We start from the raw sequence: 23661 nt of genomic DNA on the forward strand, positions 1-23661 counted from the left end.
TACGCTGCAAAACCCTTACAATAAATAGGTTTTTATTGTGATAAATTTGCAGTTTTCGACGGCGATCAATTTATAGCGAAAATATCAGATTTTGGTCAATTTGATCCGCGACAATTTAACTCCATTTCTTGTTCTTTTCCAAGTTTTAAACATTGATTTAAATCAATTTTCATTTTAAATGTTAATTATGTTTACTGTGTACAACACTAGTAAACACAAGGTTAACGGTATGTTTTTCAGGAGTGTCATCAGTTACTGAAAATGATAGACCATTTATTTCACAGCGGAGCGGTACTTAATGAGCCCTCGTGAGCGGCTTAAATGCCGACCTCAACTGATAATGTTGCGTAGTTCACAGATTTTTTTTATCAAGTTACTATCGTTTATTTTTTTACTGATTATATTTATCATTGCATTTACCTTTAATTAACACCCCTATGTGACTATCGTTTATCCCGTCACCGCCGCCCATCGATTTCTTTTTTGTGCAGGTCAGGCCCCCTACTCTTCTTAAGGATCATCTGCAGTCTGCATTTTTACTCTCTGACGACGTATGTCTGCCTCATCAACAAAAATAGAATATGAAACGAACAATTCATCATTTGATAGCTTTATTCTAACAAATTGCCTTTGACACATATAAAAACCAGCCCATAAATTCCGTTACCGCGCTCACAGAAAATTTTAAAGAATTGTATTTAACCCGTTATTTAGAAATACAGAAGCCAGCCAAAAATAAAATAAGATCTCGCTCACAAACATCGCAATATATTTATTACGAGAACTCAAAAAGGACCAATCAAATTTATAAGCATTAAGTACATCACTATGATAAACAAAGAATTTTTAACGAAAACTCAAAAATGCGCTTTTTTTGAATGATATTCTGAAAATAGATCAATTGCTTCCTCCCGACGAACCAAAGACACTCCAGCCCTATTAACAGGCATCCATAACCCAGGCTGCCAAATATTAGATCGTCGTTTTTATTTTTATACCATCAGCCCTACAGAGGATTACCCATGAAGAAATCAACACTCGTTATTGGCGTCATTGGTGCTGACTGCCATGCAGTAGGCAATAAAGTCCTGGACCGCGTTTTTACTGCCCATGATTTTCGCGTAATCAATCTGGGCGTGATGGTCAGCCAGGATGAATATATTGATGCCGCCATCGAAACTGGTGCGGATGCCATCGTCGTGTCGTCGATTTACGGCCACGGCGATATCGATTGCCTGGGACTGCGCGAGCGCTGCATCGAACGCGGTATCGGCGACATTCTCCTTTACGTCGGCGGCAATCTGGTGGTCGGAAAGCATGACTTTGCCGACGTTGAAGCGAAGTTCAAAGAGATGGGGTTCAACCGCGTTTTTGCCCCCAGCCACGATCTGGAAGACGTCTGCCAACTGATGGCAAACGACATCAACCAGCGCCATGGCGTTAAACACCCGTGTCTGGAAGAGGCCATCTGATGCAAACCGTCTCAGTCGATATCGGCTCGACGTGGACCAAGGCGGCCCTCTTCACCCAGGAGGGGGATGAGCTGACGCTGGTAAACCACGTTCTGACCCCGACAACCACCCATCACCTGGCGGAAGGCTTTTTTGCCAGCCTGAACCAGGTGCTTAACGTTGCCGATGCGCGCCCGCTGCTGAACCGCGGTGACGTCACGCTGAAATACTCCTCATCGGCCAAAGGCGGTCTTGCCGTCGCCGCGATGGGGCTGGTGCCGTCCATCACCCTGGAGTCAGCAAAAGTCACCGCCCACTCGGCGGGGGCCAAAATCGCCCAATACTACTCTTATAAACTGAATCGCCACGACATTCAGGCGCTGGAAGCCTCGCCGCCGGACATTCTGCTGTTTACCGGCGGGACCGACGGCGGTGAAACGAGCTACGGCCTGGCTAACGCCCACGCGCTGGCGGAGTCAACGCTCGACTGCGCCATTATCTATGCCGGCAACCGCGACATTCAGGACGAGATTCAGACCATCCTCGGCCATAAAGATCTGACCACGGTAGACAATATTCTGCCCGATCTTGATCACCCGAATCCGTACGCGGCCCGCAAGGCAATATGCGATGTTTTCTTATCCCGGATCGTCAAAGGTAAAGGACTGGACGTTATCGTCGCAGAAACCGGCGAAGAGCCGATGCCAACGCCGTGGACCGTCTACGAGCTGGTGAAAACCATCAGTCATTACGACAGTACGTGGAAAGAGTTCATGCTGATCGACATGGGCGGCGCGACTACCGATGTCTACTCCGCCAGCGCCAACACGCTCTCGCCGGATACCGTTCTACACGGCGTTCCGGAGCCATATGTAAAACGCACGGTGGAAGGCGATCTCGGCATGCGCGTCTCGGCGATGGTTGTCGGTGAAAGCGCCCGGGAGCTGGTGAACGTGGTCTTTGCCCACCAGCCGCAGCGTCAGGAGGCTTTTTACCGCTATCTGCGCCATCTTGTCGCTCAGCCGGATTATCTGCCGGCCAGTGAAGAAGAAAAGTATTTCGACACCGTTCTCGCCGGGCTCTGCGTGGGCTACGCCAGCGAACGCCACGCGGGAACCAAAAAACAGGTCTGCACCTGCGTGGGCAACGTCGACCTGCAGATGGGGCGCGACCTGACCCCGGTGCGCAAAGTCGTCGGATCCGGTGGATGGCTCTCCCGCGCCAGCCGCTTTGACATCCACCGCTGGCTGAAATACCGCGAACTGGATGACGACGGCAGACGCATTCTCTTACCGACCCAGTTTGACTATTACCGCGATGCAAAAGGCCTGCTTCCGCTGCTGGCAAACGTTGCCAGGCTTTATCCCGAACTCGCCGCTCGCACCAGCATTCACTGTTTAACCCTATAAATGAAGGCAGCTACGAATGGAACTTCGAAATAAAAAATTAACCCATGACGAATTCATGACCGAGCGGCATCAGGTATTGCAGACCTGGCATACCGGCAAGGACGTTGAGCACTTCGAAGATGGCGTGAAGTACCAGCAAACTATTCCAGAGAAAAAACGCTTTTCTCACGCCCTGCTTAAGGCCGACCAGGAAGGTAAAACGTTGAGCCAGCCGCGCGCGGGCGTAGCGCTGATGGATGAACACATTGCGCTACTCAAGACGCTGCAGGAAGAGTGCGATCTACTGCCCAGTACCATCGATGCCTACACCCGCCTTAACCGTTACGAAGAAGCGGCGGTCGGCATTCAGAAGTCTATCGAAGCGGGTACCTCCAAACTCAACGGTTTACCGGTGGTTAACCACGGCGTCGCTGCCTGCCGCCGGATGACCGAAGCGCTGGAAAAACCGGTGCAGGTACGTCACGGTACGCCGGACGCGCGTCTGCTGGCGGAAATTTCCATGGCCAGCGGCTTTACCAGCTACGAAGGCGGCGGTATCTCCTACAACATTCCCTACGCCAAGCGCGTGACCCTGGAGAAGTCGATTCGCGACTGGCAGTACTGCGACCGTCTGATGGGCCTTTATGAAGAACACGGCATTCGAATTAACCGCGAACCTTTCGGCCCGCTAACCGGCACTCTGATCCCGCCGTTTATGTCCCACGCGGTGGCGATTATCGAAGGGCTGCTGGCGCTGGAACAGGGCGTCAAATCAATTACCGTCGGCTACGGCCAGGTGGGCAGCCTGACCCAGGACATTGCAGCGATTAAGTCGCTTCGCGAACTTTCTCACGAATATTTTGGCAATTACGGTTTCGACGATTATGAGCTGAGTACCGTCTTCCACCAGTGGATGGGCGGCTTTCCGGAAGATGAATCGAAAGCATTCGCCATTATCTCCTGGGGCGCGGCGGTGGCCGGCATGTCCGGCGCCACCAAAGTGATCACCAAGAGCCCGCATGAAGCGTTCGGTATTCCAACCGCAGCGGCCAACGCGCAGGGCCTGAGGGCCTCCCGCCAGATGCTCAATATGGTCAGCGATCAGAAGTTCCCGCCGTGCGCCGCGGTAGATCAGGAAGTGGAGCTGATAAAAAGCGAGGTACGCGCGGTACTGAAGAAAGTCTTCGAACTGGGTAACGGCGATATCGCCCGCGGTACGGTGCTGGCCTTTGAAGCGGGCGTGCTGGACGTGCCTTTTGCTCCGGCATCCTGCAACGCGGGCAAAATTCTGCCGGTTCGCGACAATTCCGGCGCTATTCGCGTGCTTGAAGCTGGCGCGGTTCCGCTGCCGAAGGACATCCTCGCCCTGCACCACGATTACGTCGCAGAACGTGCGCATTTTGAAGGTCGCAAGCCCTCATTCCAGATGGTTGTTGATGACATCAACGCGGTATCCCACAGTCAATTAATAGGAAGACCATAATGAAAATTAAACAGGCCCTTTTCACCGCTGGCTACTCCTCATTCTACTTTGATGACCAGCAGGCGATTAAAAACGGCGCGGGTCACGATGGATTCATCTATACCGGCGCGCCGGTTACCCCCGGATTTACCTCCGTGCGCCAGGCAGGTGAATGCGTTTCCGTGCAGCTAATTCTGGAAAACGGCGCGGTAGCGGTCGGTGACTGTGCCGCCGTACAGTATTCCGGCGCCGGCGGCCGCGACCCGCTGTTCCTCGCGGAAAATTTTATTCCCTTCCTCAACGATCATATTAAACCGCTGCTGGAAGGCCGGGATGTCGATACGTTCCTGCCGAACGCCCGCTTCTTCGACAAGCTGCGCATCGACGGCCAACTGCTGCATACCGCCGTCCGCTATGGTCTTTCCCAGGCGCTACTCGATGCCACGGCGCTGGCCAGCGGCCGTCTGAAGGCGGAGGTGGTTTGCGACGAATGGCAGCTGCCCTGCATCCCGGAAGCGATTCCTTTATTTGGTCAGAGCGGAGACGACCGCTATATCGCCGTGGACAAGATGATCCTCAAAGGCGTCGATGTTCTGCCGCATGCGCTGATTAACAACGTTGAAGAGAAGCTGGGTCTGAAAGGGGAGAAACTGCGCGAGTATATCCGCTGGCTGTCCGACCGCATCTTAAGCCTGCGCACCAGCCCCCGCTACCGCCCGACGCTGCATATCGATGTTTACGGCACCATCGGCCTGATTTTCGATATGGACCCGCTTCGCTGCGCCGAATATATCGCCAGCCTGGAGAAAGAGGCCCAGGGCCTGCCGCTCTATATAGAAGGCCCGGTGGATGCCGGCAACAAACCGGATCAGATCCGCATGCTGACCGCCATCACCAAAGAGCTGACCCGCCTGGGTTCCGGGGTGAAAATCGTCGCCGACGAATGGTGTAACACCTATCAGGATATCGTTGACTTCACCGATGCCGGCAGCTGCCACATGGTACAGATTAAAACCCCGGACCTCGGCGGCGTCCATAACATTGTGGACGCGGTGCTGTACTGCAACAAACATGCGATGGAAGCCTATCAGGGCGGGACCTGTAACGAAACCGAGATCAGCGCCCGCACCTGCGTTCACGTCGCGCTGGCCGCGCGTCCTGTACGCATGCTGATCAAGCCAGGCATGGGCTTCGACGAAGGTCTTAACATCGTGTTTAACGAAATGAACCGCACCATCGCGCTGTTGCAGACTAAGGATTAAGAGATGGCTCGTACCTTTAAGATCTTATCGCCGACCGCGATTCTGGGTTATGGCTTTCCGGAAGAGAGCTTTCTTAAAGCCATGGCGGAGTCTCCTGATCTGATTGCCGTTGACGCCGGTTCATCCGATCCCGGCCCCCATTATCTGGGAGCAGGTAAACCCTTTACCGACAGAGCCGGAGTGAAACGCGATCTGCGCTATATGATCGTCGCCGGCGTAAAAAACAGTATTCCGGTGGTGATCGGCACGGCCGGCGGCTCCGGCGCGGCCCCGCACCTGGAGTGGTGCCGGCAAATCATCCATGAGATTGCGCAGGAAGAGCAACTGTCGTTTTCCATGGCGCTGATCCCGTCTGACGTCGAGAAATCCATCGTGCATCAGGCGCTGGATAACGGCAAAATCACCGCCCTCGACTTTGTGCCCGAGCTGACCCACGAAGCTATTGAAGAGAGCACCTATATCGTCGCCCAGATGGGTATCGAACCGTTCCAACGAGCGCTGGCCGCTGGCGCCCAGGTGGTGCTGGGCGGACGGGCGTACGATCCAGCCTGCTTCGCGGCGCTGCCGATTATGCAGGGCTTCGATGAGGGACTGGCCCTGCACTGCGGCAAGATCCTTGAATGCGCGGCCATTGCGGCGACCCCAGGGTCCGGCTCCGACTGCGCGATGGGGATCATCGACGACAACGGTTTTACGCTGAAAACCTTCAATCCACAGCGCAAATTCACCGAAACGTCCGCCGCGGCGCACACGTTATACGAGAAGTCCGATCCGTACTTCCTGCCGGGGCCCGGCGGCGTGCTGAACCTCAAAGGATGCAGCTTCAAAGCGGTCAACGAAGGCGAGGTGTACGTTAGCGGCTCTCGCCACGAAGAGACGCCCTACGCGCTGAAGCTGGAAGGCGCGCGTCGGGTCGGCTTTCGCTGCCTGACCATTGCCGGAACCCGCGACCCGATCATGATCGCCGGGATCGACACGATTCTTGCAGAGGTACAGGCCAGCGTGGCGCGCAACCTCTCGCTGAGTGACGACAGCATCCGCATGACTTTCCATCTGTACGGAAAGAACGGCGTGATGGGCAATCACGAACCGATGAAAACCGCCGGGCACGAGCTGGGGATTTTACTGGACGTCGTCGCCCCGACTCAGGATACCGCCAACAGCGTCTGCTCGCTGGTGCGCTCTACCCTGCTGCACTACGGTTATGAAAACCGCATTGCGACCGCGGGCAACCTCGCCTTCCCGTTCTCGCCTTCCGATATCCAGAGTGGCCCGGTGTATGAGTTTTCAATCTATCACCTGATTGAAGCCTGCGACGCGCTGCGCTTTGACTTCCATATCGAGCAGGTCACGCCAGAAGGAGTTCAGGCATGAAACAATCTCTATGCTCACTGGCGCAGGTGATCCGCTCCAAAAACGCCGGGCCGTATGAATTAGTTTTAGATATTTTATTTAAAACCCGGGAGGATTATCAGCGGGTAAAACGATCTGAGCAATTAACTCCGCAGCTTATTGCCAGCTTATATAACGTGAGACCTGATTTTATTCATCGCATTGTCTGGTTTGACCCGGCTAACGCGGTAAAAATTGTCATGCCGCGGGATATTATTTCCGGCAACGTTGGCGACAATGATGTTTATGGCGCTCAGCAACATGCGCCGTTATTAAGTATTGAGTTCGATTTCTAATTCTATATCCAATGGATTTCGAGTTGCATTGAGGCGGCAACTGAAGGACAAATTCGTCAGGAACGAATTTGAACAGCCGGAGGCTGCCTTCGGTGAGGGACATGGATGTCCCTCATTCATTCCCAGGAGCGTACATCCGTACATGACGGGGGTGAGCAAAGGCAGCCAACAAAAATGCAGCCTGAAAGACAACGGATATAAAAATACAACAACATCCCTTGGTGTACAGGATTTCGCTGTATCACTGTATTCCAGACAATTTATGCGGTTGGTCACCACAGGCGCCCGTCTGAGCGGTTTGCAGGCTCAGGCGTGCGCTGCCCTACAACACTTCACCGACTAACCTCGATCCGATGGAGTAAACATGAAAAAAATAAGTTTAACCAAAATGATCATATTAGGCCTGATACTCGGCATGATTGCCGGGGTGGCAATTAATAATATGGCATCGGCTGATACAGCAAAATCATACGCGCAGGATATTTCTATTTTCACCACCATATTTTTACGCATGGTAAAAATGATTATCGCTCCGCTGGTAATATCCACGCTGGTAGTTGGCATCGCCAAAATGGGCGATGCTAAAACGCTCGGGCGGATATTCTCGAAAACTTTTTTCCTGTTTATTTGCGCCTCGCTGCTGTCGATTGCGCTGGGGCTGGTGATCGTTAATCTGTTCCAGCCGGGGGCGGGGATTAATTTCGTCGCCCACGATGCCGGAGCGGTCGCGGCCGTTCAATCTGAGCCCTTCACACTGAAGGTATTTATCTCTCACGCGGTGCCGACCAGCATCGTTGATGCGATGGCGCGCAACGAAATCCTGCAAATCGTGGTGTTCTCCATTTTCCTCGGCTGTAGCCTGGCGGCTATCGGCGAAAAAGCCGAACCCATTGTGAAAGTGCTCGATTCGCTGGTCCACGTAATGTTGAAGCTGACGGGCTACGTCATGCTCTTCGCGCCGCTAACCGTCTTTGCCGCTATCTCCGGGCTGATCGCCGAGCGCGGACTGGGCGTAATGGTCAGCGCCGGTATCTTTATGGGTGAGTTCTACCTGACGCTTGGCATGCTGTGGGCGATGCTGATTGGCCTGTCGGCGGTCATTGTTGGTCCGTGCATTGGCCGTCTGACCAAAGCGATCCTTGAGCCCGCCCTGCTGGCCTTCACCACGTCCAGCTCTGAAGCCGCCTTCCCGGGCACCCTCGATAAGCTGGAAAAATTTGGCGTCTCTTCCAAAATCGCCAGCTTCGTTCTGCCCATTGGCTACTCCTTTAACCTGGTTGGCTCCATGGCCTACTGCTCGTTCGCCACGGTGTTTATCGCCCAGGCCTGCAACGTGCACCTCGGCATGGGCGAGCAGATCACCATGCTGCTGATTCTGATGCTGACCTCAAAAGGGATGGCGGGCGTACCGCGCGCCTCAATGGTAGTTATTGCCGCGACGCTGAACCAGTTCAACATTCCGGAAGCGGGCCTGATCCTGTTGATGGGTGTCGATCCGTTCCTCGATATGGGTCGCTCCGCCACCAACGTAATGAGTAACGCCATGGGCGCCGCCATCGTTGGCCGCTGGGAAGGCGAGCACTATGGAGAAGGCTGCCGCGGCACCGCCCCGGTCAAAAAACCCGAGCAGGAGCGTCCTGCCAGCGAAACGTCCGAAGTGGCGATGTCCTGACGGCAAGATGGCTACGAACCCCAGGCCGGATCTATCCGGCCCGGTTCCTCTCAATAATCTCAACAGGACATACCATGAACGTTAAATTTCTCGGCACCTGCCTGTTCACCGCCAGCTTATTGTTTAGCGGCGCCGCCGCAGCTCAGGGCGCACCGGACTACGCCAGCATTATCGAGCAGGCGCATCAGAAATATAAAAATAACCACGAGGGTAAAGTCGCCGACTACATCCCCGCTCTGGCGACCTATAGCCCGGATAATTTCGCCATTACGCTCGCGACGGTAGAAGGCAAAATTTACCAGACCGGCGACGTAAAAAAAGCGTTCCCGATGGAGTCCCTGAGCAAAGTGTTCACCCTGGCGCTGGCAATGGAGCAACGCGGACCGCAGGAAGTGTTGGATAAACTCGGCGCCAACGCCACCGGCCTGCCCTTCAATTCCGGATTAGCCGTCGAACTCACCCAAGGCGCGCCGGAGAATCCGTTAGTCAACGCCGGCGCCATGAGCACCGTGAGCCTGATTGCGGCGCAGGACAAAACCGACCGCTGGAATAAAATCCTCAACAATCTCAGCGCCTGGGCCGACAGTACGCTGAGCGTGAACGAGCCGGTATTTCAATCCGAAATGGCAACCAACCAGCATAACCAGGCGCTGGCCATGTTGATGCATTCCTACCGCAGCTTTTATGGCGATCCGCAGGAAGCCGTCGAAATCTACACCCGTCAATGTTCGGTGGATATCACCGTTGAGCAGCTCGCCAAAATGGGAGCCGTGCTGGCCAACGGCGGTAAATCGCCGTTCAACGGCAGGCAACTGCTTAACGCCAGCTATGTGCCGCAGGTACTGGCGGAAATGGCGATAGCCGGGCTGTACGACGGCAGCGGCAGATGGCTGTATAGCGTCGGTATTCCGGCGAAATCCGGCGTTGCCGGCGGGATGATCGCCGTGGTGCCGGGGCGGTACGCCATCGCCGTCTACTCCCCTCCGCTGGATGCAGCCGGTAACAGCGTTCGCGCCCAGCAAACCATCGAGTACGTCGCTAAAGCGACGCAGGCCAATCTCTTTTTCGCGAAATAGTGAGATGTCACATGTCTAAACCCTTTGTCTGGCAGGAACTCTTTGTGCAGAGTAAAGATAATACGGAATATGAACTACTCAGTAATCAACATGTTAAGGTGACAGAGTTAGATGGTGAAGAGGTCATCAAGGTTGCGCCCGAAGCGTTAACGTTGCTGGCTCAGCAGGCATTTTATGAGGCTTCATTTTTCCTGCGCGCCGGACATTTAAAACAGATCGCCAGTATCCTGCACGATCCGCAGGCCAGTAGTAACGATAAATACGTTGCGCTGCAGCTGCTGCGCAACGCCGAAGTCTCGGCAAAAGGCGTGCTGCCAAACTGCCAGGATACCGGGACCGCAACCATCGTGGCGAACAAAGGCCAGAACGTCTGGACCGGCGGCAACGATGCTGAAGCCCTGAGTCAGGGCGTCTACAACACCTTCCAGGAAAATAATTTACGCTATTCGCAAAATGCCCCCCTCGATATGTACACCGAGGTCAACACGGAGACCAACCTGCCGGCGCAGATCGACATCAGCGCCGTGCCGGGTAGCGAATACCGCTTCCTGTTCGTCAACAAAGGCGGCGGCTCGGCGAACAAAGCAGCGCTGTTTCAGGAAACAAAATCCATCCTGCAGCCGGAAAAACTCACCGCCTTCCTGATAGAAAAAATGAAAGCGCTGGGCACCGCCGCCTGTCCGCCGTACCACATCGCCTTTGTGGTGGGCGGCCTCTCGGCGGATCAGGCATTGAAAGTGGCGAAGCTGGCTTCGACCAAATATTATGACAATCTGCCCACCAGCGGAAATGCGCTGGGCCAGGCGTTTCGCGATACTGCGCTGGAGGCAACGTTGCTTAACGCCAGCCGCGAGTTCGGCATCGGCGCGCAGTTTGGCGGCAAATATTTCGCTCACGATATTCGCGTGATCCGCCTGCCGCGGCACGGCGGCTCCTGCCCTATCGCTATGGCCCTCTCCTGCTCCGCCGATCGAAACATTAAAGCCAAAATCAACAAGCACGGCATCTGGCTGGAGAAGCTGGAACATAACCCGGGCAAGTTCATTCCTGATTCTCAGCGGATAGAAAACGGGGCGCAGACCGTCCAGCTCGACCTGAATCGGCCGCTGCGCGATATCCTTCGCGATATGTCAGCCCTGCCGGTCGGTACCCGGCTGTCGCTGAGCGGTCCAATTGTCGTCGCCCGCGATATTGCCCATGCCAAAATTAAAGAGCGGCTGGATAATGGCGAACCGATGCCGGCTTACATGCGCAATCATATCGTCTACTACGCCGGACCGGCGAAAACGCCAGACAATCTTGCCTGCGGCTCGCTGGGTCCCACCACCGGCGGACGGATGGACGGGTATGTTGATGCTTTCCAGGCCGCGGGCGGGAGTCTGATCATGCTCTCAAAAGGCAACCGCAGCCCGCAGGTGACCGAAGCCTGCCTGAAACACGGCGGCTTTAATCTCGGCAGCATCGGCGGTGCGGCGGCCCTGCTGGCGCAGCAGTACGTGAAAAGTTTACGCTGCCTTGAGTATCCGGAACTGGGCATGGAAGCGGTATGGATGATGGAAGTCGAAAACCTGCCCGCGTTTGTGCTGGTTGACGACAAAGGCAACAACTTCTTTAGCCAGTTCGAGCAGCAGCACCGCTGCGCCACCTGTCCGGCAGGGCACTAAGGAGCATTTATGCACGCGCGAGGCAATCCTGACCGCCATCGTCAGCGCCAGCAGAAGCTGAAAACGCAGGTTGATACCCGCGTGGCGGCGGCAACGGAGCAAAAAGGCATCTTGATCGTCTTCACCGGCAACGGTAAGGGCAAATCTACTGCCGCCTTTGGTACGGCAACGCGAGCCGTCGGACATGGTAAGCGCGTCGGCGTTGCCCAGTTCATTAAAGGCCAGTGGGATAATGGAGAGTACAATACGCTGCATCCTCTGGGCGTTGAGTTTCACATTATGGGCACCGGCTTTACCTGGGAAACGCAAAACCGGGAAACGGATATGGAGGCGGCATCGGCCGTATGGCGAGAGAGTAAGCGCATGCTGGCCGATCCGAGCTACGATCTGGTGGTGCTGGATGAGCTCACGTATATGCTGGCGTATCGCTATCTGGATCCACAGGAAGTAATTGCCGCTATTGTCAATCGTCCGCCGCAGCAGAACGTGATTGTTACTGGCCGCGGCTGCCATGCCCGCCTGCTGGAGCTTGCCGATACGGTCAGCGAGCTGCGCCCGGTGAAGCACGCCTTTGACGGAGGTATTCAGGCGCAGGCAGGAATCGACTGGTAGTTTGACCCGGCTCGCGCTGCGTTCTGCTCCCTGGGCTACTCTGCGCGCTGCTCCCGGGGGCGGCGCTCAACGCGCCTTGCCCGGGCTACGGGTTCACCGCCGTTTGCGGGCCAGAAGCCCGGGTAAAGCGCCGTCAGGCAGCCGACACCACCGATTTTTGCAGCAGCCAGTCGCGAAATACCTGCAAATGACGGGATTCCGTTTTATCCTCCTGCCACGTCATAATAAAACGGTTACCGGTACGAATCGGCACATCGCAGGGGATCACCATCTCACCGCTATCCAGGTCATGCTGAATGGCAAAACGCGGCAGTAGCGCGACTCCCAGATTTGAACGCACTGCCGCAATCAGCATCGAGAGCAGATCGAAACGTGGACCGATGTTGATCTGCGGGCTGGTGATATTCGACAGCGCAAACCACTCCTGCCAGCCGTGAATCCGCGTGCTTTGATGCAGCAGCGGAAATTCGCCCAGCAGCTCCTCCACCGCCAGCTTTTGCCCGGGTTCCGACAGCAGTCCGCAGCCGCACACCGGCAAAATTTCCTCTTCAAACAGATACTCCACTTCAGACCACGGCGAGCAAAAATCCTCGCGCATAATGGCGGCATCGTACTCGCGGCTCAGAAAATCACTCATGCTGGCCAGCGAATGAATATTAACGATGATGTCAGGATTTAATTTATTAAACTCGCGCAGGTTGGGGATCAGCCAGTGGGTGCTAAAGGTGGGATTAACGGCCAGTTCAAGAACCTGCACCGTCGGTTGCCAGGTCATAATCGAATTGGTATCACGCTCCAGTTTGTTCAACGTTTCTTTAACGATAGACAAATAATGCTTGCCGGCCTCATTTAAAAAAATCCTTTTTTTAGCATGATTAAATAATGACGTATGGAGGAAATCCTCCAGCGCCGTGACCTGTCGGAACACGGCGCTTTGTGTTAAAGCCAACTCTTCCGCTGCCCGGGTATAACTTTCATGGCGAGCCACAACCTCAAAAGTCACCAGTAATTCAGTTTTCGGTATTTTTCCTCTCATAACGTCTTCCATTTACGGCGTGCAAAAATTGTTTAATAGATAAAAAAAGCGCGCAAGGACATCAGGTTAGCCCCCGGTGTTATATTTTATTTTACCGTCAGGTGTCATTGATCTATTCCATGATTAATGCATACTATCACTGATCAAATAATAACCAATGATACCCAGGCGCTACAATAAAGACAATTTAAACAACGTGATTTCTGCACAATTAAAAGCATTAAGTTGTCAATATTTTTTCACGTTAACTTGTTTATTAGCGAAGACATGAAGAGAGCCAATGGGAATTAATTACCTGGCCATGGGCATAATTGAAAAATTCCGCGATCGGGCACACATTATGAATGCTCCAGGAAAAATCTGTATTAGCCTGAATTCGAGGCTAACCGATGCGAGGTGAAGATCTCCAGAGGTTCCGTTCGCGGAACGACTGGGGGGTCGTGCGGTGAGCAGCGCGGAACACCCGACAAAAGTAGCTGGTTTGCGCAAACTGAAGCTTACGCGCCACGCTGTCTATGGAATTAGCCGGGTCCCCGAGCAGCTCTCCGGCACGCTGCATTTTCTTCTGATTGACCCACACCTTAAAATTTACGCCCTGACGCTTTTTAAAAAAACGGCTGAAGTAGTTAGCGCTGAGACAAACATGGGCGGCAACAGATTCCAGAGACAGCTCATCATATAAATGTTCATCAATATAGCGCAGCGCAGCCGCCAGTTTTATTTCATGCGGCGATTTTTGCGCATAATAAAAAGTGCTCTTTTGTCGCGCCTGTCTCGCACCTTCCTCCTCTGCTTCTTCCATCGCTGAGTAATGACTAACGATGAAATGCAGAAGCCTTATCGCCGCCGAGCGATGATTATTATCGGTTGCTGCTCGATGGTCAAAAATAATATACCCGCATATTTTATTGCTTTGAACCAGCGGTAGGGAAAAGAACTCTGCCCCCGCATAGCAATCGGGCAAGCGACCGTCGGTTACCTTAATAACCGTCGCCGTCAGCCCCGTTGCCCGCGAAAAAACATCTGTTAACGAACTAAAAAAAACGATGCCATTATCCCTTTTATTTTCCGCCATCTTATTCTCCGTAAGCTTTTGTAAGCGGTTAATATGCAAAATATTACGGATAAAAAGGATGATGACTGACGCAAAAAATAATCTCATTTAAACAGATGAATATGATCAAAATGCACAACCGTTACGCCGGTTCAGGAGGTCGATGCCTGAGAGCTGCCCGCGCTCAGGCGGCCAGCGTTCTCAAACTTTAACGAATCTTCACAGAAAACTGTGAGCACAAATTTCTGACCGACAAATGATTAATTGTTATATTTCATACAGTTATAAAAATACCATGCGTTTTCGTGATGTTGTTGTTTGTGAGAATCATCATGTGAATGTGAAATGCCCTCCTGAATAATAGGTTCAATGTGAAAACAACTTGAACGGAGTGGATCCATGGCCGTCACTACAGGCGTTATCGCCGACGATTTTACCGGCGCAACGGATATAGCAAGCTTTATGGCTGAACAGGGCTGGCGAGTCGCGCTGCTGCCCGGCATGCCCGATATCACTCAGTGCTGGAACGAAGAGGTTGACGCTATCGTCATCTCGTTGAAGAGCCGCGCTTTACCGGCAGAACAGGCCGTCGCCCAGTCCCTGGCCTGCGCCCGCTGGCTAAGACAAAACGCCGGCGTCCGCCAGCTCTATTTCAAGTATTGCTCAACCTTTGACTCCACGCCGGCGGGCAACATCGGCCCGGTAAGCGATGCGCTGATGAACGACATTCAGGCCCCGCTAATCGTTCACTGCCCCGCTCTGCCGCAAAATGGGCGCACGGTGGTCCACGGCCATCTGTTTGTGAACGGGGTGCTGCTTAACGAATCCGGTATGGAAAAACATCCGCTAAATCCGATGACCGATGCCAGCGTACCGCGCCTGCTGGCCGCGCAGACGGCCAGCCCGGTTGGGCACATTGCTCTCAATACGATTCGCAGCGGTGTGGAAGCGGTCACTTGCGCCTTAGAACGCTATCAGATTGAAGGAACGCGCCATGTGATTGTCGATACGCTGGACGACACCGATCTCCATACCCTGGCTCAGGCGCTGCAGGAGTATCCGCTGCTGGCCGGAGGTTCCGGTCTCGGCGGCGCGCTGGCCGCTAACGCTGGTGGTCATCCTGTTGCGTCGCCGCACCGCTTTCCCTCTCCCGCCAGAGCAGTCGTGTTCTCCGGCAGCTGTTCGACGATGAGCAACCGCCAGGTCAACCGCTATAAAGCCCAGGCGGCATCCTGTTTGCTTGACGTTGCCCGCTGCCTGTCGGATACCGAAAGCTACAGCGACGAGCTGTCTACCTGGGCGATGGCGCATATCAACGACCCGCTCGCGCCGCTACTTTATGCCACCCAGCCGCCAGAGGCGCTACAGCGCATTCAGCAGGAATACGGCGAACAGGCCGCCAGTCGGGCAATCGAACGCACTTTCGCCCGGCTGAGCGCCAAACTTCTGGCCGCAGGCGTCAACACCTTTATTGTCGCTGGCGGAGAAACCTCCGGCACCGTCGTGGAAGCGCTACAGGTGAAGCGCCTGGCCGTCGGCAGAGCGATCGCGCCGGGCGTACCCTGGGTCTTCTCCTCCGGCCTGGCGCTGGCCCTGAAGTCAGGCAACTTTGGCGACGAAGATTTCTTTTTTACGGCCCAGGAGTATCCATCATGAATCCGGTGAGTGAACACCAACTCCGCGAACAGCTGGTCCACTATGGGCGCTCGCTGTTTATGCGCGGCTACAGCAGCGGCGGTTCCGGCAATCTCAGCGTGAAGCTGCCGGACGGCGGCTATCTGGTGACCCCAACCAATTCCTGTCTGGGTGAACTGCAGGCCGCCACCCTGAGTCGACTGGATGCCGATGGCGTGCATCTCAGCGGCGATAAGCCGTCAAAAGAGGTCCCTATGCATCTGGCGTGGTACCGCCACCGGCCTTCCTGCGGGGCCGTAGTACATCTGCACTCTCCGTGGCTGACCGCGCTCTCCTGTCTACCGTGCGCCACGCCGGAAAACTGCCTGCCGCCGCTAACGCCGTACTACGTGATGCGCGTCGGACGGCTGCCGCTGCTGCCCTATTTCAAACCCGGACACGAGGGCATTGCCAGCGCGCTCAGTGACATCGCCGCAGACCATACGGCGGCGCTACTGGCCAACCACGGGCCGGTAGTGAGCGGTCGCTCGCTGCGCGAGGCGGTGTTTAACGCCGAAGAACTGGAAGACAGCGCCCGTATCTGGCTGACCTTAAAACCGCTCGGCTATGTCCCGCTCTCAGAAGCAGCAGTGGCCGAACTCGAACAATCCCGACCGGCCTGAGGTGCGATGATGATCCCGGAACAACGGCGCGACTTTATTTACCGCTACGTGCATGAAAAAAACGCCGCCTCCTTCAATGAACTGGCGGAGCTGATGAGCGTGTCGCATATGACGGTACGCCGCGACATTCAGCTGCTGGAAGAAGAAGGCAAGGTTATCGCCATTAACGGCGGCGTGAAGCTCAATAACCTGCTTAAATCCGAGCTGCCGTGGCGAGAGAAAGCGGAGTTGCATCATGAAGTAAAACGCAAAATGGGCCAGCTGGCGGCGATGCTCATCGAGCCGGGTCAAACGCTCTACCTCGATGCCGGCACCTCGTTGTTTGAAGTGGCGAAAGCGGTGGCCGCCAGCCGCTGTTTTAACCTGACGGTCGTCACCAACGACTTTTCCATCAGCCACTACCTGATGGATATGCCGCATATCACGCTCTATCACACCGGCGGCCTGGTGGACCAGCGCAACCGCTCAAGCATTGGTAAAAGCGCCGCCAGCTTTCTTCGCACCATTAATATTGACGTGGCGTTTCTGAGCTCCTCTTCGTGGGATACCGAACGCGGGATGTCAACGCCGAGCGAAGGGAAAGCCTCGGTCAAGGAGGCGGTGCTCACCGTTTCCCGGCGTCGGGTACTGGTCTGCGATAGCAGTAAATTTGGCAAATACGGCATGTTCCATATCTGCGGGCTGGAGCAATTGACCGATATTGTTTCTGATAACCGGCTACCGGAGGATGCGCAACACACTATTGCCAGCCAGGGGGTGAAACTGCATCTGGTAGATAGCCGGGAGGGAGCGCATCATGCTGAAGCTCGCGGCTAACCTCGACTGGCTATTTACCGATTTACCGATAGCGGCCCGTTTCCAGGCGGCAAAAGCGGCCGGTTTTCACGGTATTGAAGGGCTATTTCTCTGGCAACACCCGCTGGAACAGCTGCAGGCGGCACAGCGGCAAACGTCTCTACCGCTGGTGCTGATGAACGCTCCGGCAGGCAACTGGTCTCAGGGTGAACGCGGGCTGGCAGCGCTACCCGGGCGCGAAGAGGAGTTTCACCGCAGTCTGGAGCGGGCTCGTCATTATGCCACGGCGCTGGGCTGCCGCCGGGTTCACGTTATGGCGGGCTTGCGCTGCGATGCTCTGACGCATCAGGCCCAGCTTGAGCTCTTGCGCAACAGGCTGCGTATCGCCTGCGATGTGCTGGCTGTTGCGGGAATAGACGTGCTGATTGAACCATTAAACTCGCAGGATATGCCCGGCTATTTTATTGATAGCTTTCCGCTGGCCGCAGCAATCATTGACCAGGTCGCCAGGAACAATATCGGTTTACAGTTTGATATTTATCACTGCCAGAAAATTCACGGCAACGTCGCCAAAAATATTGAACGCTACTTTACGCTTATCAAACATATTCAAATTGCTTCCGTTCCTTATCGCCATGAACCTGGGACCGGCGAATTAAATGAAGCATGGTTATTCGATTTTATTAAAAAAATGAACTACAAGGGCTGGATTGGTTGTGAATATCAACCCTCAACATCAGGCCCCGAATCATTACGCTGGATAACGCCTTACCTGTAATTTTAATCTCTCTGTACCGGAGGAAAATATGTCGGATACCGTTATTATCTCGCTGGCGCCCGTTGCCGCGGATTGCCCTCGAGTCATACCCGAAGAACTGGCGCAGGAAATACTCGCCAGCGTAGAATATGGCGCGGCGATTGTTCATCTGCACGTCCGTGATAAGCAGGGGCGTCTGACGCCGGACACCGTCGATTTTCAGGCCACAATCGACCCTGTGATGCGCCATTCAAACCTGATAATTCAGGCCTCTACCGGCGGCGTCTCTTCGCTGTCCATCGCCGAACGCTGCGCGCCCCTGGCCTGCTCAGGAGTTGAGATGGCGTCGCTTAACGTCGGCTCCGTTAACCTTGGCGATGCCGTTTACTTTAATCCCGGCCCGGACGTCGAATATTGTGCAAGACAAATCATCGCGCATAACATAATTCCCGAATTTGAAGTTTTCGAAATTGGCATGATTAATAACATCCTGGCTCTGCAGGAAAATATAAAATTCAAAACCCCGATGCTGTTTAATATTGTACTGGGGCATCGCGGCAGTACCCCCGCCACGATTGATACATTAATTGCCATGCGCAGCATGCTCCCCCGCGAGGCCTTATGGGGAATAACGCATTTTGGCAGAAAGAATTTCGATATTATCGCTGCCGCGGTCGCCATGGGCGCCAGCGAGGTTCGAATTGGCTTTGAGGATAGCTATTATTTAAGCGCAGAAGAAAAAGCCCAGAATAACTATCAGCAGGTCGCCAAACTCGCCACCCTGATTCGCAGCATGGATAAGAAAGTCGCCACGCCCGACATTGCGCGGCAAATGTTATCTATTCCCCCCGGCAGCAATAACAACAGAAAGGACATTTCGCTATGACTATGACCACTGTTATTCACAAAACCGGTCTCGGCGTCAGCATCGCCGGCGCCGCCCTGGCGGCGGTTGGCGCGCTGATGCATTCACCCGCGCTCTGGCAGCCTGGGCTGGTGATGTTCACCGCCGGTTTTGCGGCGGGAGCAGGATACTGGCCGGGGTTACGCAGCTATCAGTTTACCTTGTGGATCATCGCCGGTTTCGTTGCCGCGATGACCTGGTCTACGGATCTGATCGTCTGGGGCGGCTTTAACATCACCCATAAATGGATCGTTTTCCTGGTCATCCAGGCCACTATGTTCAGCATGGGCACCAAGCTGACGATCCAGGATTTTATCGATGTCGCCAAAATGCCGTGGGCGGTGTTTATCGGTACCTTCTGCCATTTTGTCATTATGCCCCTGCTCGGCCTGACCATTACCCTGGTCTTCAACTTTCCGCCGGAAGTCGCGGTGGGCATCCTGCTGATTGGCGCGTGTCCCAGCGGCCTCTCTTCGACGGTGATGGTTTACATCGCCAACGCTAACCTGGCGCTGGCGGTATCGATAGCGGCAGTATCAACCCTGGCGGCCACGGTGATGACGCCGCTGTGGGTTAACCTGCTGGCGGGCTCGATGATCGATATTCAGCTGACCGCAATGGTGATGGACGTGGTGAAAATCGTGCTCATCCCGATCGGCGCGGCGATCTTACACGACTACCTGAAAACCTACGCCAGTATACGCGGCCGCCGTATTGTGCAGGGACTGGCCGGGCTCGGCGCCCTGTGGCTGCTGTATATGAGCGCCGGAGGCTGGAACACGCTGTTCGCCAGCGCCGGCGCCGAAGCGCAAATGTACGCCGTGGTTGTCAACTTCGTGGCTGGCGGTCTCGTCTGGGCGCTGTTTTACAACTGGCTGTACGGTCGCGTTGAAGGTATTAAGAAAATCATGCCGACTATCTCGATGATAGGGATTATTTTCTTCACGACCACCGCCGCCGCTGCGGGACGCGACAACCTGGTGCAGGTCGGCTTCCTGCTCTGTTTCGCCATGCTGATGCATAACCTCGGCGGTTTCCTGATTGGTTATCTGATGAGTCGCTGGATCTTTCGCATGGACGTACAGTCCGCCCGTACCGTGGCCTTTGAAGTCGGACTGCAAAACGGCGGAATGGCGTCGGGGCTTGCCGCCGCGATGGGCAAGCTGGCAACAGTGGGCCTTGCTTCCGCGGTGATGACTCCGCTTGGCAACGTCAGCGGCTCGCTGCTGGCGAACTACTGGCGCAAAAAGGACGCCCGACAGGCGCAGGCCGCCGCGAACAACCCCGCTCAAACCGTTTCTGAACATCTTTCAAAAGGATAATCACCATGACGACTCTCACTCTGGAACAGGCTTTACGCGCCGTAGCGTTCGCGCTTGACCTCGCTGACTCCTGCTATGCAAAGCGCCCGCTAAGCGTAGCGGTGTGCGACGCCAGCGGGGAGCTGCTCAGCTTCGCGCGGATGGACAATGCCAAATTGTTAACCATTGAACTTACCCAGCGCAAGGCGCATACCAGCAGTCGCCTCGGCTGTACCACGCAGGCATTTTTACAGCGCCTGCAAAAAGAGCAGCTGGACATCAGTTACTTTGCCGATCCGCATTTTACCGCCCTGCCCGGCGGGGTCCCGCTTCTGTACGACGGTAAATGTCTCGGCGCCGTCGCGGTAGGCGGGCTATCGGCACAGGAAGATCACGACGCGGCGCTGGCCGTCGCAGAAAATTTGCTTAAGGAGATAGCCCAATGAAAAAGATCGCTATGCTGCACACCAGTTCAGCGACGCTCGCGATGATGCAGCAGCTGATTGCCGATATCATGCCGGAAGTGGAAGTCATGCATCTGGTGGAAGAATCCATGATCAAGCAGGTAATGAAGGCCGGAGGGGTAACGCCGAATATTGCCGCCCGCATTGCCGACTACGTGCATATTGCCGAAAAAGCGGACTGCGATATTTTCATTACCGCCTGCTCTTCTATTGGCACGGCGGTGGAACAGTGCCAGTTTCTCACGCCGCTTCAGCTCGCCCGTATTGACAGCGCGATGGTCGAAGAAGCGATTGAAAAAGGCGAGCGTATCGCCGTGCTGGCAACCGTAGCGACCACGCTAAAGCCGACGCTGGATTACGTCCAGCGCAAAGTACAGGAGAGCGGTAAGCCGCGCGCCATTACCCCCATATTAATGGAAGAGGCATTCCACGCGCTGCTGGCAGGCGATATGGATACCCATGACCGAATCGTCAGTGAAGGGCTACAAAGCGCGTTTAGCCAGGCGGATGTAGTGATGCTGGCGCAAGCCTCGATGGCCCGGGTATTGCAGCAGCTCCCTGCCCCGCCGGTACCGGTCATGACCTCACCAGAAAGCGGGATTCGCTGGCTGAAAGCGCTGGCGGAGAGCTGAGTTACGGGCAAAAAAAAGGCCATCATCAGATGGCCAACCATGTCGAAACTGGACCAGCCCTTGACCATGCAGAAAGTCAGGGCTGTTTTTTTACTTATTACTTAATGACGGTTTTCAGCGCTTCGCCGATATCGGCCAGGCTGCGAACGGTTTTCACGCCAGCGGCTTCCAGAGCGGCGAATTTTTCATCCGCCGTCCCTTTACCACCCGCAATGATGGCACCCGCGTGCCCCATACGTTTGCCTTTCGGCGCGGTCACGCCGGCGATGTAGCCGACAACCGGTTTGGTCACGTGATCTTTGATGTAAGCGGCCGCTTCTTCTTCCGCGCTACCGCCGATCTCACCGATCATCACAATCGCTTCGGTCTGCGGATCTTCCTGGAACAGTTTCAGGATATCGATGAAGTTGGATCCCGGAATCGGGTCGCCGCCGATGCCCACGCAGGTGGACTGACCAAAGCCGTAGTCGGTGGTCTGCTTAACCGCTTCATAGGTCAGGGTACCGGAACGGGAAACGATGCCCACTTTACCCGGCTGGTGAATGTGGCCCGGCATGATGCCGATTTTGCATTCGCCCGGAGTGATCACGCCCGGGCAGTTCGGCCCGATCATGCGCACGCCCGCTTCGTCGAGCTTCACTTTCACGGTCAGCATATCCAGCGTCGGGATACCTTCGGTGATGGTGATAATCAGCTTAATGCCAGCATCGATAGCTTCCAGAATAGAATCTTTGCAGAACGGCGCCGGAACGTAGATGACGGATGCGGTTGCGCCGGTGGCTTCGACCGCTTCGCGAACGGTATTGAATACCGGCAGGCCCAGATGCGTGGTGCCGCCTTTGCCCGGGGTGACGCCGCCGACCATTTGCGTACCGTAAGCGATGGCTTGTTCAGAGTGGAATGTGCCCTGGCTACCGGTGAAACCCTGGCAGATAACCTTGGTGTCTTTATTAATTAAAACGGACATTATTTCCCCTCCACTGCGGCAACAACCTGCTGAGCTGCATCCGTCAGACTTTTCGCTGCAATAATATTCAGGCCGCTGTCAGCCAGTTTCTTCGCGCCCAGTTCGGCGTTGTTACCTTCCAGACGTACGACTACCGGTACGTTAACGCCCACTTCGGCAACCGCGCCGATGATGCCGTCGGCAATCAGGTCGCAGCGTACAATACCGCCGAAGATGTTAACCAGAACCGCTTTTACGTTGTCATCAGAGAGGATGATTTTGAACGCTTCAGTGACGCGCTCTTTGGTTGCGCCGCCGCCAACGTCAAGGAAGTTAGCCGGTTCGCCGCCGTGCAGCTTAACGATGTCCATGGTGCCCATCGCCAGGCCCGCGCCGTTAACCATGCAACCAATGTTGCCGTCCAGCGCGACGTAGTTCAGTTCCCACTGCGCAGCCTGCGCTTCGCGCGGATCTTCCTGCGACTGGTCGCGCATTTCGCGCAGATCCGGCTGGCGGAACAGCGCGTTGCCGTCAGCGCCCAGCTTGCCGTCGAGGCAGATCAGATCGCCCTGTTTGGTGATAACCAGCGGGTTGATCTCGATCAGCGCCAGGTCGCGCTCAAGGAAAATGGTCGCCAGGCCCATGAAAATTTTAGTGAACTGCTGAACCTGTTTACCTTCCAGACCCAGTTTAAACGCCAGTTCACGACCCTGGTAAGGCATCGGGCCCGCCAGCGGATCGAGGGCGATCTTGTGGATCAGATGCGGAGTCTCTTCCGCCACTTTTTCGATTTCCACGCCGCCTTCGGTGGAGGCCATGAAGACCACGCGACGGGAGCTGCGGTCAACTACCGCGCCCAGGTATAGCTCTTTATCGATATCGGTCGCGGCTTCAACCAGAATCTGGTTAACCGGCTGGCCGTTCGCATCTGTTTGATAGGTGACGAGGCGCTTGCCCAGCCAGTGCTCAGCAAATGCGCGAATGTCTTCTTTGCTTTTTACTACCTTCACACCGCCCGCTTTACCGCGGCCACCAGCGTGAACCTGACATTTCACTACCCACGGACCCGCGCCGATTTTAGAAGCGGCTTCTTCTGCTTCACGCGGAGTAGTACAGGCATAACCCACCGGCGCCGGTAAGCCATAGCGGGCAAAAAGTTGTTTTGCCTGATATTCATGTAAGTTCATGTGTTCAGTCCAT

At 55.1% G+C, this 23661-nt stretch carries 22 protein-coding genes; 18 read left to right on the plus strand and 4 right to left on the minus strand.

Annotated elements, in window-relative coordinates:
* Positions 1-1022: 1022 nt before the first annotated feature.
* From glmS to cobO, 10 genes are all read left to right on the plus strand, one after another.
* Entirely contained in the window at positions 1023-1472 is a 450-nt protein-coding gene (gene glmS, locus KO1_RS13000) for a methylaspartate mutase subunit S (RefSeq protein WP_004100319.1), read from the plus strand.
* Positions 1472-2860, plus strand: coding sequence for a methylaspartate mutase accessory protein GlmL (gene glmL, locus KO1_RS13005; RefSeq protein WP_004100318.1), 1389 nt, complete (start codon positions 1472-1474; stop codon positions 2858-2860). Before glmS ends, glmL begins: the two co-directional genes overlap by 1 nt.
* Before the next feature lie 16 nt (positions 2861-2876).
* A complete protein-coding gene (locus KO1_RS13010) occupies positions 2877-4322 on the plus strand; it encodes a methylaspartate mutase subunit E (protein WP_004100317.1) in 1446 nt (481 codons plus the stop codon).
* Positions 4322-5563, plus strand: a complete 1242-nt coding sequence (locus KO1_RS13015; protein ID WP_004100316.1) for a methylaspartate ammonia-lyase — start codon at positions 4322-4324, stop codon at positions 5561-5563. Before KO1_RS13010 ends, KO1_RS13015 begins: the two co-directional genes overlap by 1 nt.
* A 3-nt stretch (positions 5564-5566) precedes the next feature.
* On the plus strand, positions 5567-6937 hold the full coding sequence (locus KO1_RS13020; RefSeq protein WP_017146324.1) for an acyclic terpene utilization AtuA family protein: 1371 nt from the start codon (positions 5567-5569) through the stop codon (positions 6935-6937).
* Positions 6934-7251 carry a DUF4387 domain-containing protein gene (locus KO1_RS13025; protein ID WP_004100314.1) on the plus strand — a complete coding sequence of 106 codons (318 nt, stop codon included), beginning with the start codon at positions 6934-6936 and terminating at the stop codon, positions 7249-7251. The genes KO1_RS13020 and KO1_RS13025 overlap by 4 nt, the downstream gene beginning before the upstream one ends.
* Before the next feature lie 364 nt (positions 7252-7615).
* Positions 7616-8923 carry a dicarboxylate/amino acid:cation symporter gene (locus tag KO1_RS13035; protein WP_004100312.1) on the plus strand — a complete coding sequence of 436 codons (1308 nt, stop codon included), beginning with the start codon at positions 7616-7618 and terminating at the stop codon, positions 8921-8923.
* A 74-nt stretch (positions 8924-8997) separates the two neighbouring features.
* Positions 8998-9999, plus strand: a complete 1002-nt coding sequence (glsA, locus tag KO1_RS13040) for a glutaminase A (protein WP_016807957.1) — start codon at positions 8998-9000, stop codon at positions 9997-9999.
* An 11-nt stretch (positions 10000-10010) separates the two neighbouring features.
* Positions 10011-11663, plus strand: coding sequence for a class I fumarate hydratase (locus tag KO1_RS13045; RefSeq protein WP_032727963.1), 1653 nt, complete (start codon positions 10011-10013; stop codon positions 11661-11663).
* Positions 11664-11672: 9 nt separating this feature from the next.
* Positions 11673-12275 carry a cob(I)yrinic acid a,c-diamide adenosyltransferase gene (gene cobO / locus KO1_RS13050; RefSeq protein ID WP_023320590.1) on the plus strand — a complete coding sequence of 201 codons (603 nt, stop codon included), beginning with the start codon at positions 11673-11675 and terminating at the stop codon, positions 12273-12275.
* Between the two features lie 133 nt (positions 12276-12408).
* On the opposite strand, the gene KO1_RS13055 is transcribed toward cobO, so the two are convergent.
* Complete coding sequence (locus KO1_RS13055; RefSeq protein WP_004100304.1) at positions 12409-13311, minus strand: LysR substrate-binding domain-containing protein; 903 nt, start codon at positions 13309-13311, stop codon at positions 12409-12411.
* Positions 13312-13693: 382 nt separating this feature from the next.
* Positions 13694-14386, minus strand: a complete 693-nt coding sequence (locus tag KO1_RS13060) for a helix-turn-helix domain-containing protein (RefSeq protein WP_032727962.1) — start codon at positions 14384-14386, stop codon at positions 13694-13696.
* A 378-nt stretch (positions 14387-14764) separates the two neighbouring features.
* Here KO1_RS13060 and otnK point away from each other — a divergent pair, with 378 nt between their 5' ends.
* The 8 genes from otnK to KO1_RS13100 are packed head-to-tail and all read left to right on the plus strand — an operon-like array spanning position 14765 to position 21515.
* A complete protein-coding gene (gene otnK / locus KO1_RS13065) occupies positions 14765-16021 on the plus strand; it encodes a 3-oxo-tetronate kinase (RefSeq protein WP_024273926.1) in 1257 nt (418 codons plus the stop codon).
* Entirely contained in the window at positions 16018-16662 is a 645-nt protein-coding gene (gene otnC, locus KO1_RS13070; protein WP_017146328.1) for a 3-oxo-tetronate 4-phosphate decarboxylase, read from the plus strand. Before otnK ends, otnC begins: the two co-directional genes overlap by 4 nt.
* 6 nt (positions 16663-16668) lie before the next feature.
* The gene (locus KO1_RS13075) at positions 16669-17478 is read left to right on the plus strand and encodes a DeoR/GlpR family DNA-binding transcription regulator (protein ID WP_017146329.1); all 810 of its coding nucleotides are present in this window, start codon (positions 16669-16671) and stop codon (positions 17476-17478) included.
* Positions 17459-18235, plus strand: a complete 777-nt coding sequence (locus KO1_RS13080) for a hydroxypyruvate isomerase family protein (RefSeq protein WP_032727961.1) — start codon at positions 17459-17461, stop codon at positions 18233-18235. The genes KO1_RS13075 and KO1_RS13080 overlap by 20 nt, the downstream gene beginning before the upstream one ends.
* 28 nt (positions 18236-18263) lie before the next feature.
* The gene (locus KO1_RS13085; RefSeq protein WP_032727960.1) at positions 18264-19100 is read left to right on the plus strand and encodes a beta-keto acid cleavage family enzyme; all 837 of its coding nucleotides are present in this window, start codon (positions 18264-18266) and stop codon (positions 19098-19100) included.
* Positions 19097-20440, plus strand: a complete 1344-nt coding sequence (locus tag KO1_RS13090; protein ID WP_016807950.1) for a bile acid:sodium symporter family protein — start codon at positions 19097-19099, stop codon at positions 20438-20440. Before KO1_RS13085 ends, KO1_RS13090 begins: the two co-directional genes overlap by 4 nt.
* A gap of 5 nt (positions 20441-20445) precedes the next feature.
* Positions 20446-20865 carry a GlcG/HbpS family heme-binding protein gene (locus KO1_RS13095; RefSeq protein ID WP_004100290.1) on the plus strand — a complete coding sequence of 140 codons (420 nt, stop codon included), beginning with the start codon at positions 20446-20448 and terminating at the stop codon, positions 20863-20865.
* Positions 20862-21515, plus strand: a complete 654-nt coding sequence (locus KO1_RS13100) for an aspartate/glutamate racemase family protein (RefSeq protein WP_023329450.1) — start codon at positions 20862-20864, stop codon at positions 21513-21515. Before KO1_RS13095 ends, KO1_RS13100 begins: the two co-directional genes overlap by 4 nt.
* A 97-nt stretch (positions 21516-21612) precedes the next feature.
* Here the strand turns inward: KO1_RS13100 and sucD are convergent, their stop codons facing one another.
* Positions 21613-22482, minus strand: a complete 870-nt coding sequence (gene sucD / locus KO1_RS13105; RefSeq protein WP_004100288.1) for a succinate--CoA ligase subunit alpha — start codon at positions 22480-22482, stop codon at positions 21613-21615.
* Positions 22482-23648 carry an ADP-forming succinate--CoA ligase subunit beta gene (gene sucC / locus KO1_RS13110; protein WP_004100286.1) on the minus strand — a complete coding sequence of 389 codons (1167 nt, stop codon included), beginning with the start codon at positions 23646-23648 and terminating at the stop codon, positions 22482-22484. Before sucC ends, sucD begins: the two co-directional genes overlap by 1 nt.
* Positions 23649-23661: the final 13 nt, after the last annotated feature.

The sequence above is a fragment of the Klebsiella oxytoca NBRC 105695 genome (assembly GCF_001598695.1).
Lineage (GTDB): Bacteria > Pseudomonadota > Gammaproteobacteria > Enterobacterales > Enterobacteriaceae > Klebsiella > Klebsiella oxytoca.

Coding starts and splice junctions, on each gene's coding strand:
- glmS (WP_004100319.1), top strand. CDS start 1,023: ATGAAGAAATCAACACTCGTTATTGGCGTCATTGGTGCTGACTGCCAT.
- glmL (WP_004100318.1), top strand. CDS start 1,472: ATGCAAACCGTCTCAGTCGATATCGGCTCGACGTGGACCAAGGCGGCC.
- KO1_RS13010 (WP_004100317.1), top strand. CDS start 2,877: ATGGAACTTCGAAATAAAAAATTAACCCATGACGAATTCATGACCGAG.
- KO1_RS13015 (WP_004100316.1), top strand. CDS start 4,322: ATGAAAATTAAACAGGCCCTTTTCACCGCTGGCTACTCCTCATTCTAC.
- KO1_RS13020 (WP_017146324.1), top strand. CDS start 5,567: ATGGCTCGTACCTTTAAGATCTTATCGCCGACCGCGATTCTGGGTTAT.
- KO1_RS13025 (WP_004100314.1), top strand. CDS start 6,934: ATGAAACAATCTCTATGCTCACTGGCGCAGGTGATCCGCTCCAAAAAC.
- KO1_RS13035 (WP_004100312.1), top strand. CDS start 7,616: ATGAAAAAAATAAGTTTAACCAAAATGATCATATTAGGCCTGATACTC.
- glsA (WP_016807957.1), top strand. CDS start 8,998: ATGAACGTTAAATTTCTCGGCACCTGCCTGTTCACCGCCAGCTTATTG.
- KO1_RS13045 (WP_032727963.1), top strand. CDS start 10,011: ATGTCTAAACCCTTTGTCTGGCAGGAACTCTTTGTGCAGAGTAAAGAT.
- cobO (WP_023320590.1), top strand. CDS start 11,673: ATGCACGCGCGAGGCAATCCTGACCGCCATCGTCAGCGCCAGCAGAAG.
- KO1_RS13055 (WP_004100304.1), bottom strand. CDS start 13,311: ATGAGAGGAAAAATACCGAAAACTGAATTACTGGTGACTTTTGAGGTT.
- KO1_RS13060 (WP_032727962.1), bottom strand. CDS start 14,386: ATGGCGGAAAATAAAAGGGATAATGGCATCGTTTTTTTTAGTTCGTTA.
- otnK (WP_024273926.1), top strand. CDS start 14,765: ATGGCCGTCACTACAGGCGTTATCGCCGACGATTTTACCGGCGCAACG.
- otnC (WP_017146328.1), top strand. CDS start 16,018: ATGAATCCGGTGAGTGAACACCAACTCCGCGAACAGCTGGTCCACTAT.
- KO1_RS13075 (WP_017146329.1), top strand. CDS start 16,669: ATGATGATCCCGGAACAACGGCGCGACTTTATTTACCGCTACGTGCAT.
- KO1_RS13080 (WP_032727961.1), top strand. CDS start 17,459: ATGCTGAAGCTCGCGGCTAACCTCGACTGGCTATTTACCGATTTACCG.
- KO1_RS13085 (WP_032727960.1), top strand. CDS start 18,264: ATGTCGGATACCGTTATTATCTCGCTGGCGCCCGTTGCCGCGGATTGC.
- KO1_RS13090 (WP_016807950.1), top strand. CDS start 19,097: ATGACTATGACCACTGTTATTCACAAAACCGGTCTCGGCGTCAGCATC.
- KO1_RS13095 (WP_004100290.1), top strand. CDS start 20,446: ATGACGACTCTCACTCTGGAACAGGCTTTACGCGCCGTAGCGTTCGCG.
- KO1_RS13100 (WP_023329450.1), top strand. CDS start 20,862: ATGAAAAAGATCGCTATGCTGCACACCAGTTCAGCGACGCTCGCGATG.
- sucD (WP_004100288.1), bottom strand. CDS start 22,482: ATGTCCGTTTTAATTAATAAAGACACCAAGGTTATCTGCCAGGGTTTC.
- sucC (WP_004100286.1), bottom strand. CDS start 23,648: ATGAACTTACATGAATATCAGGCAAAACAACTTTTTGCCCGCTATGGC.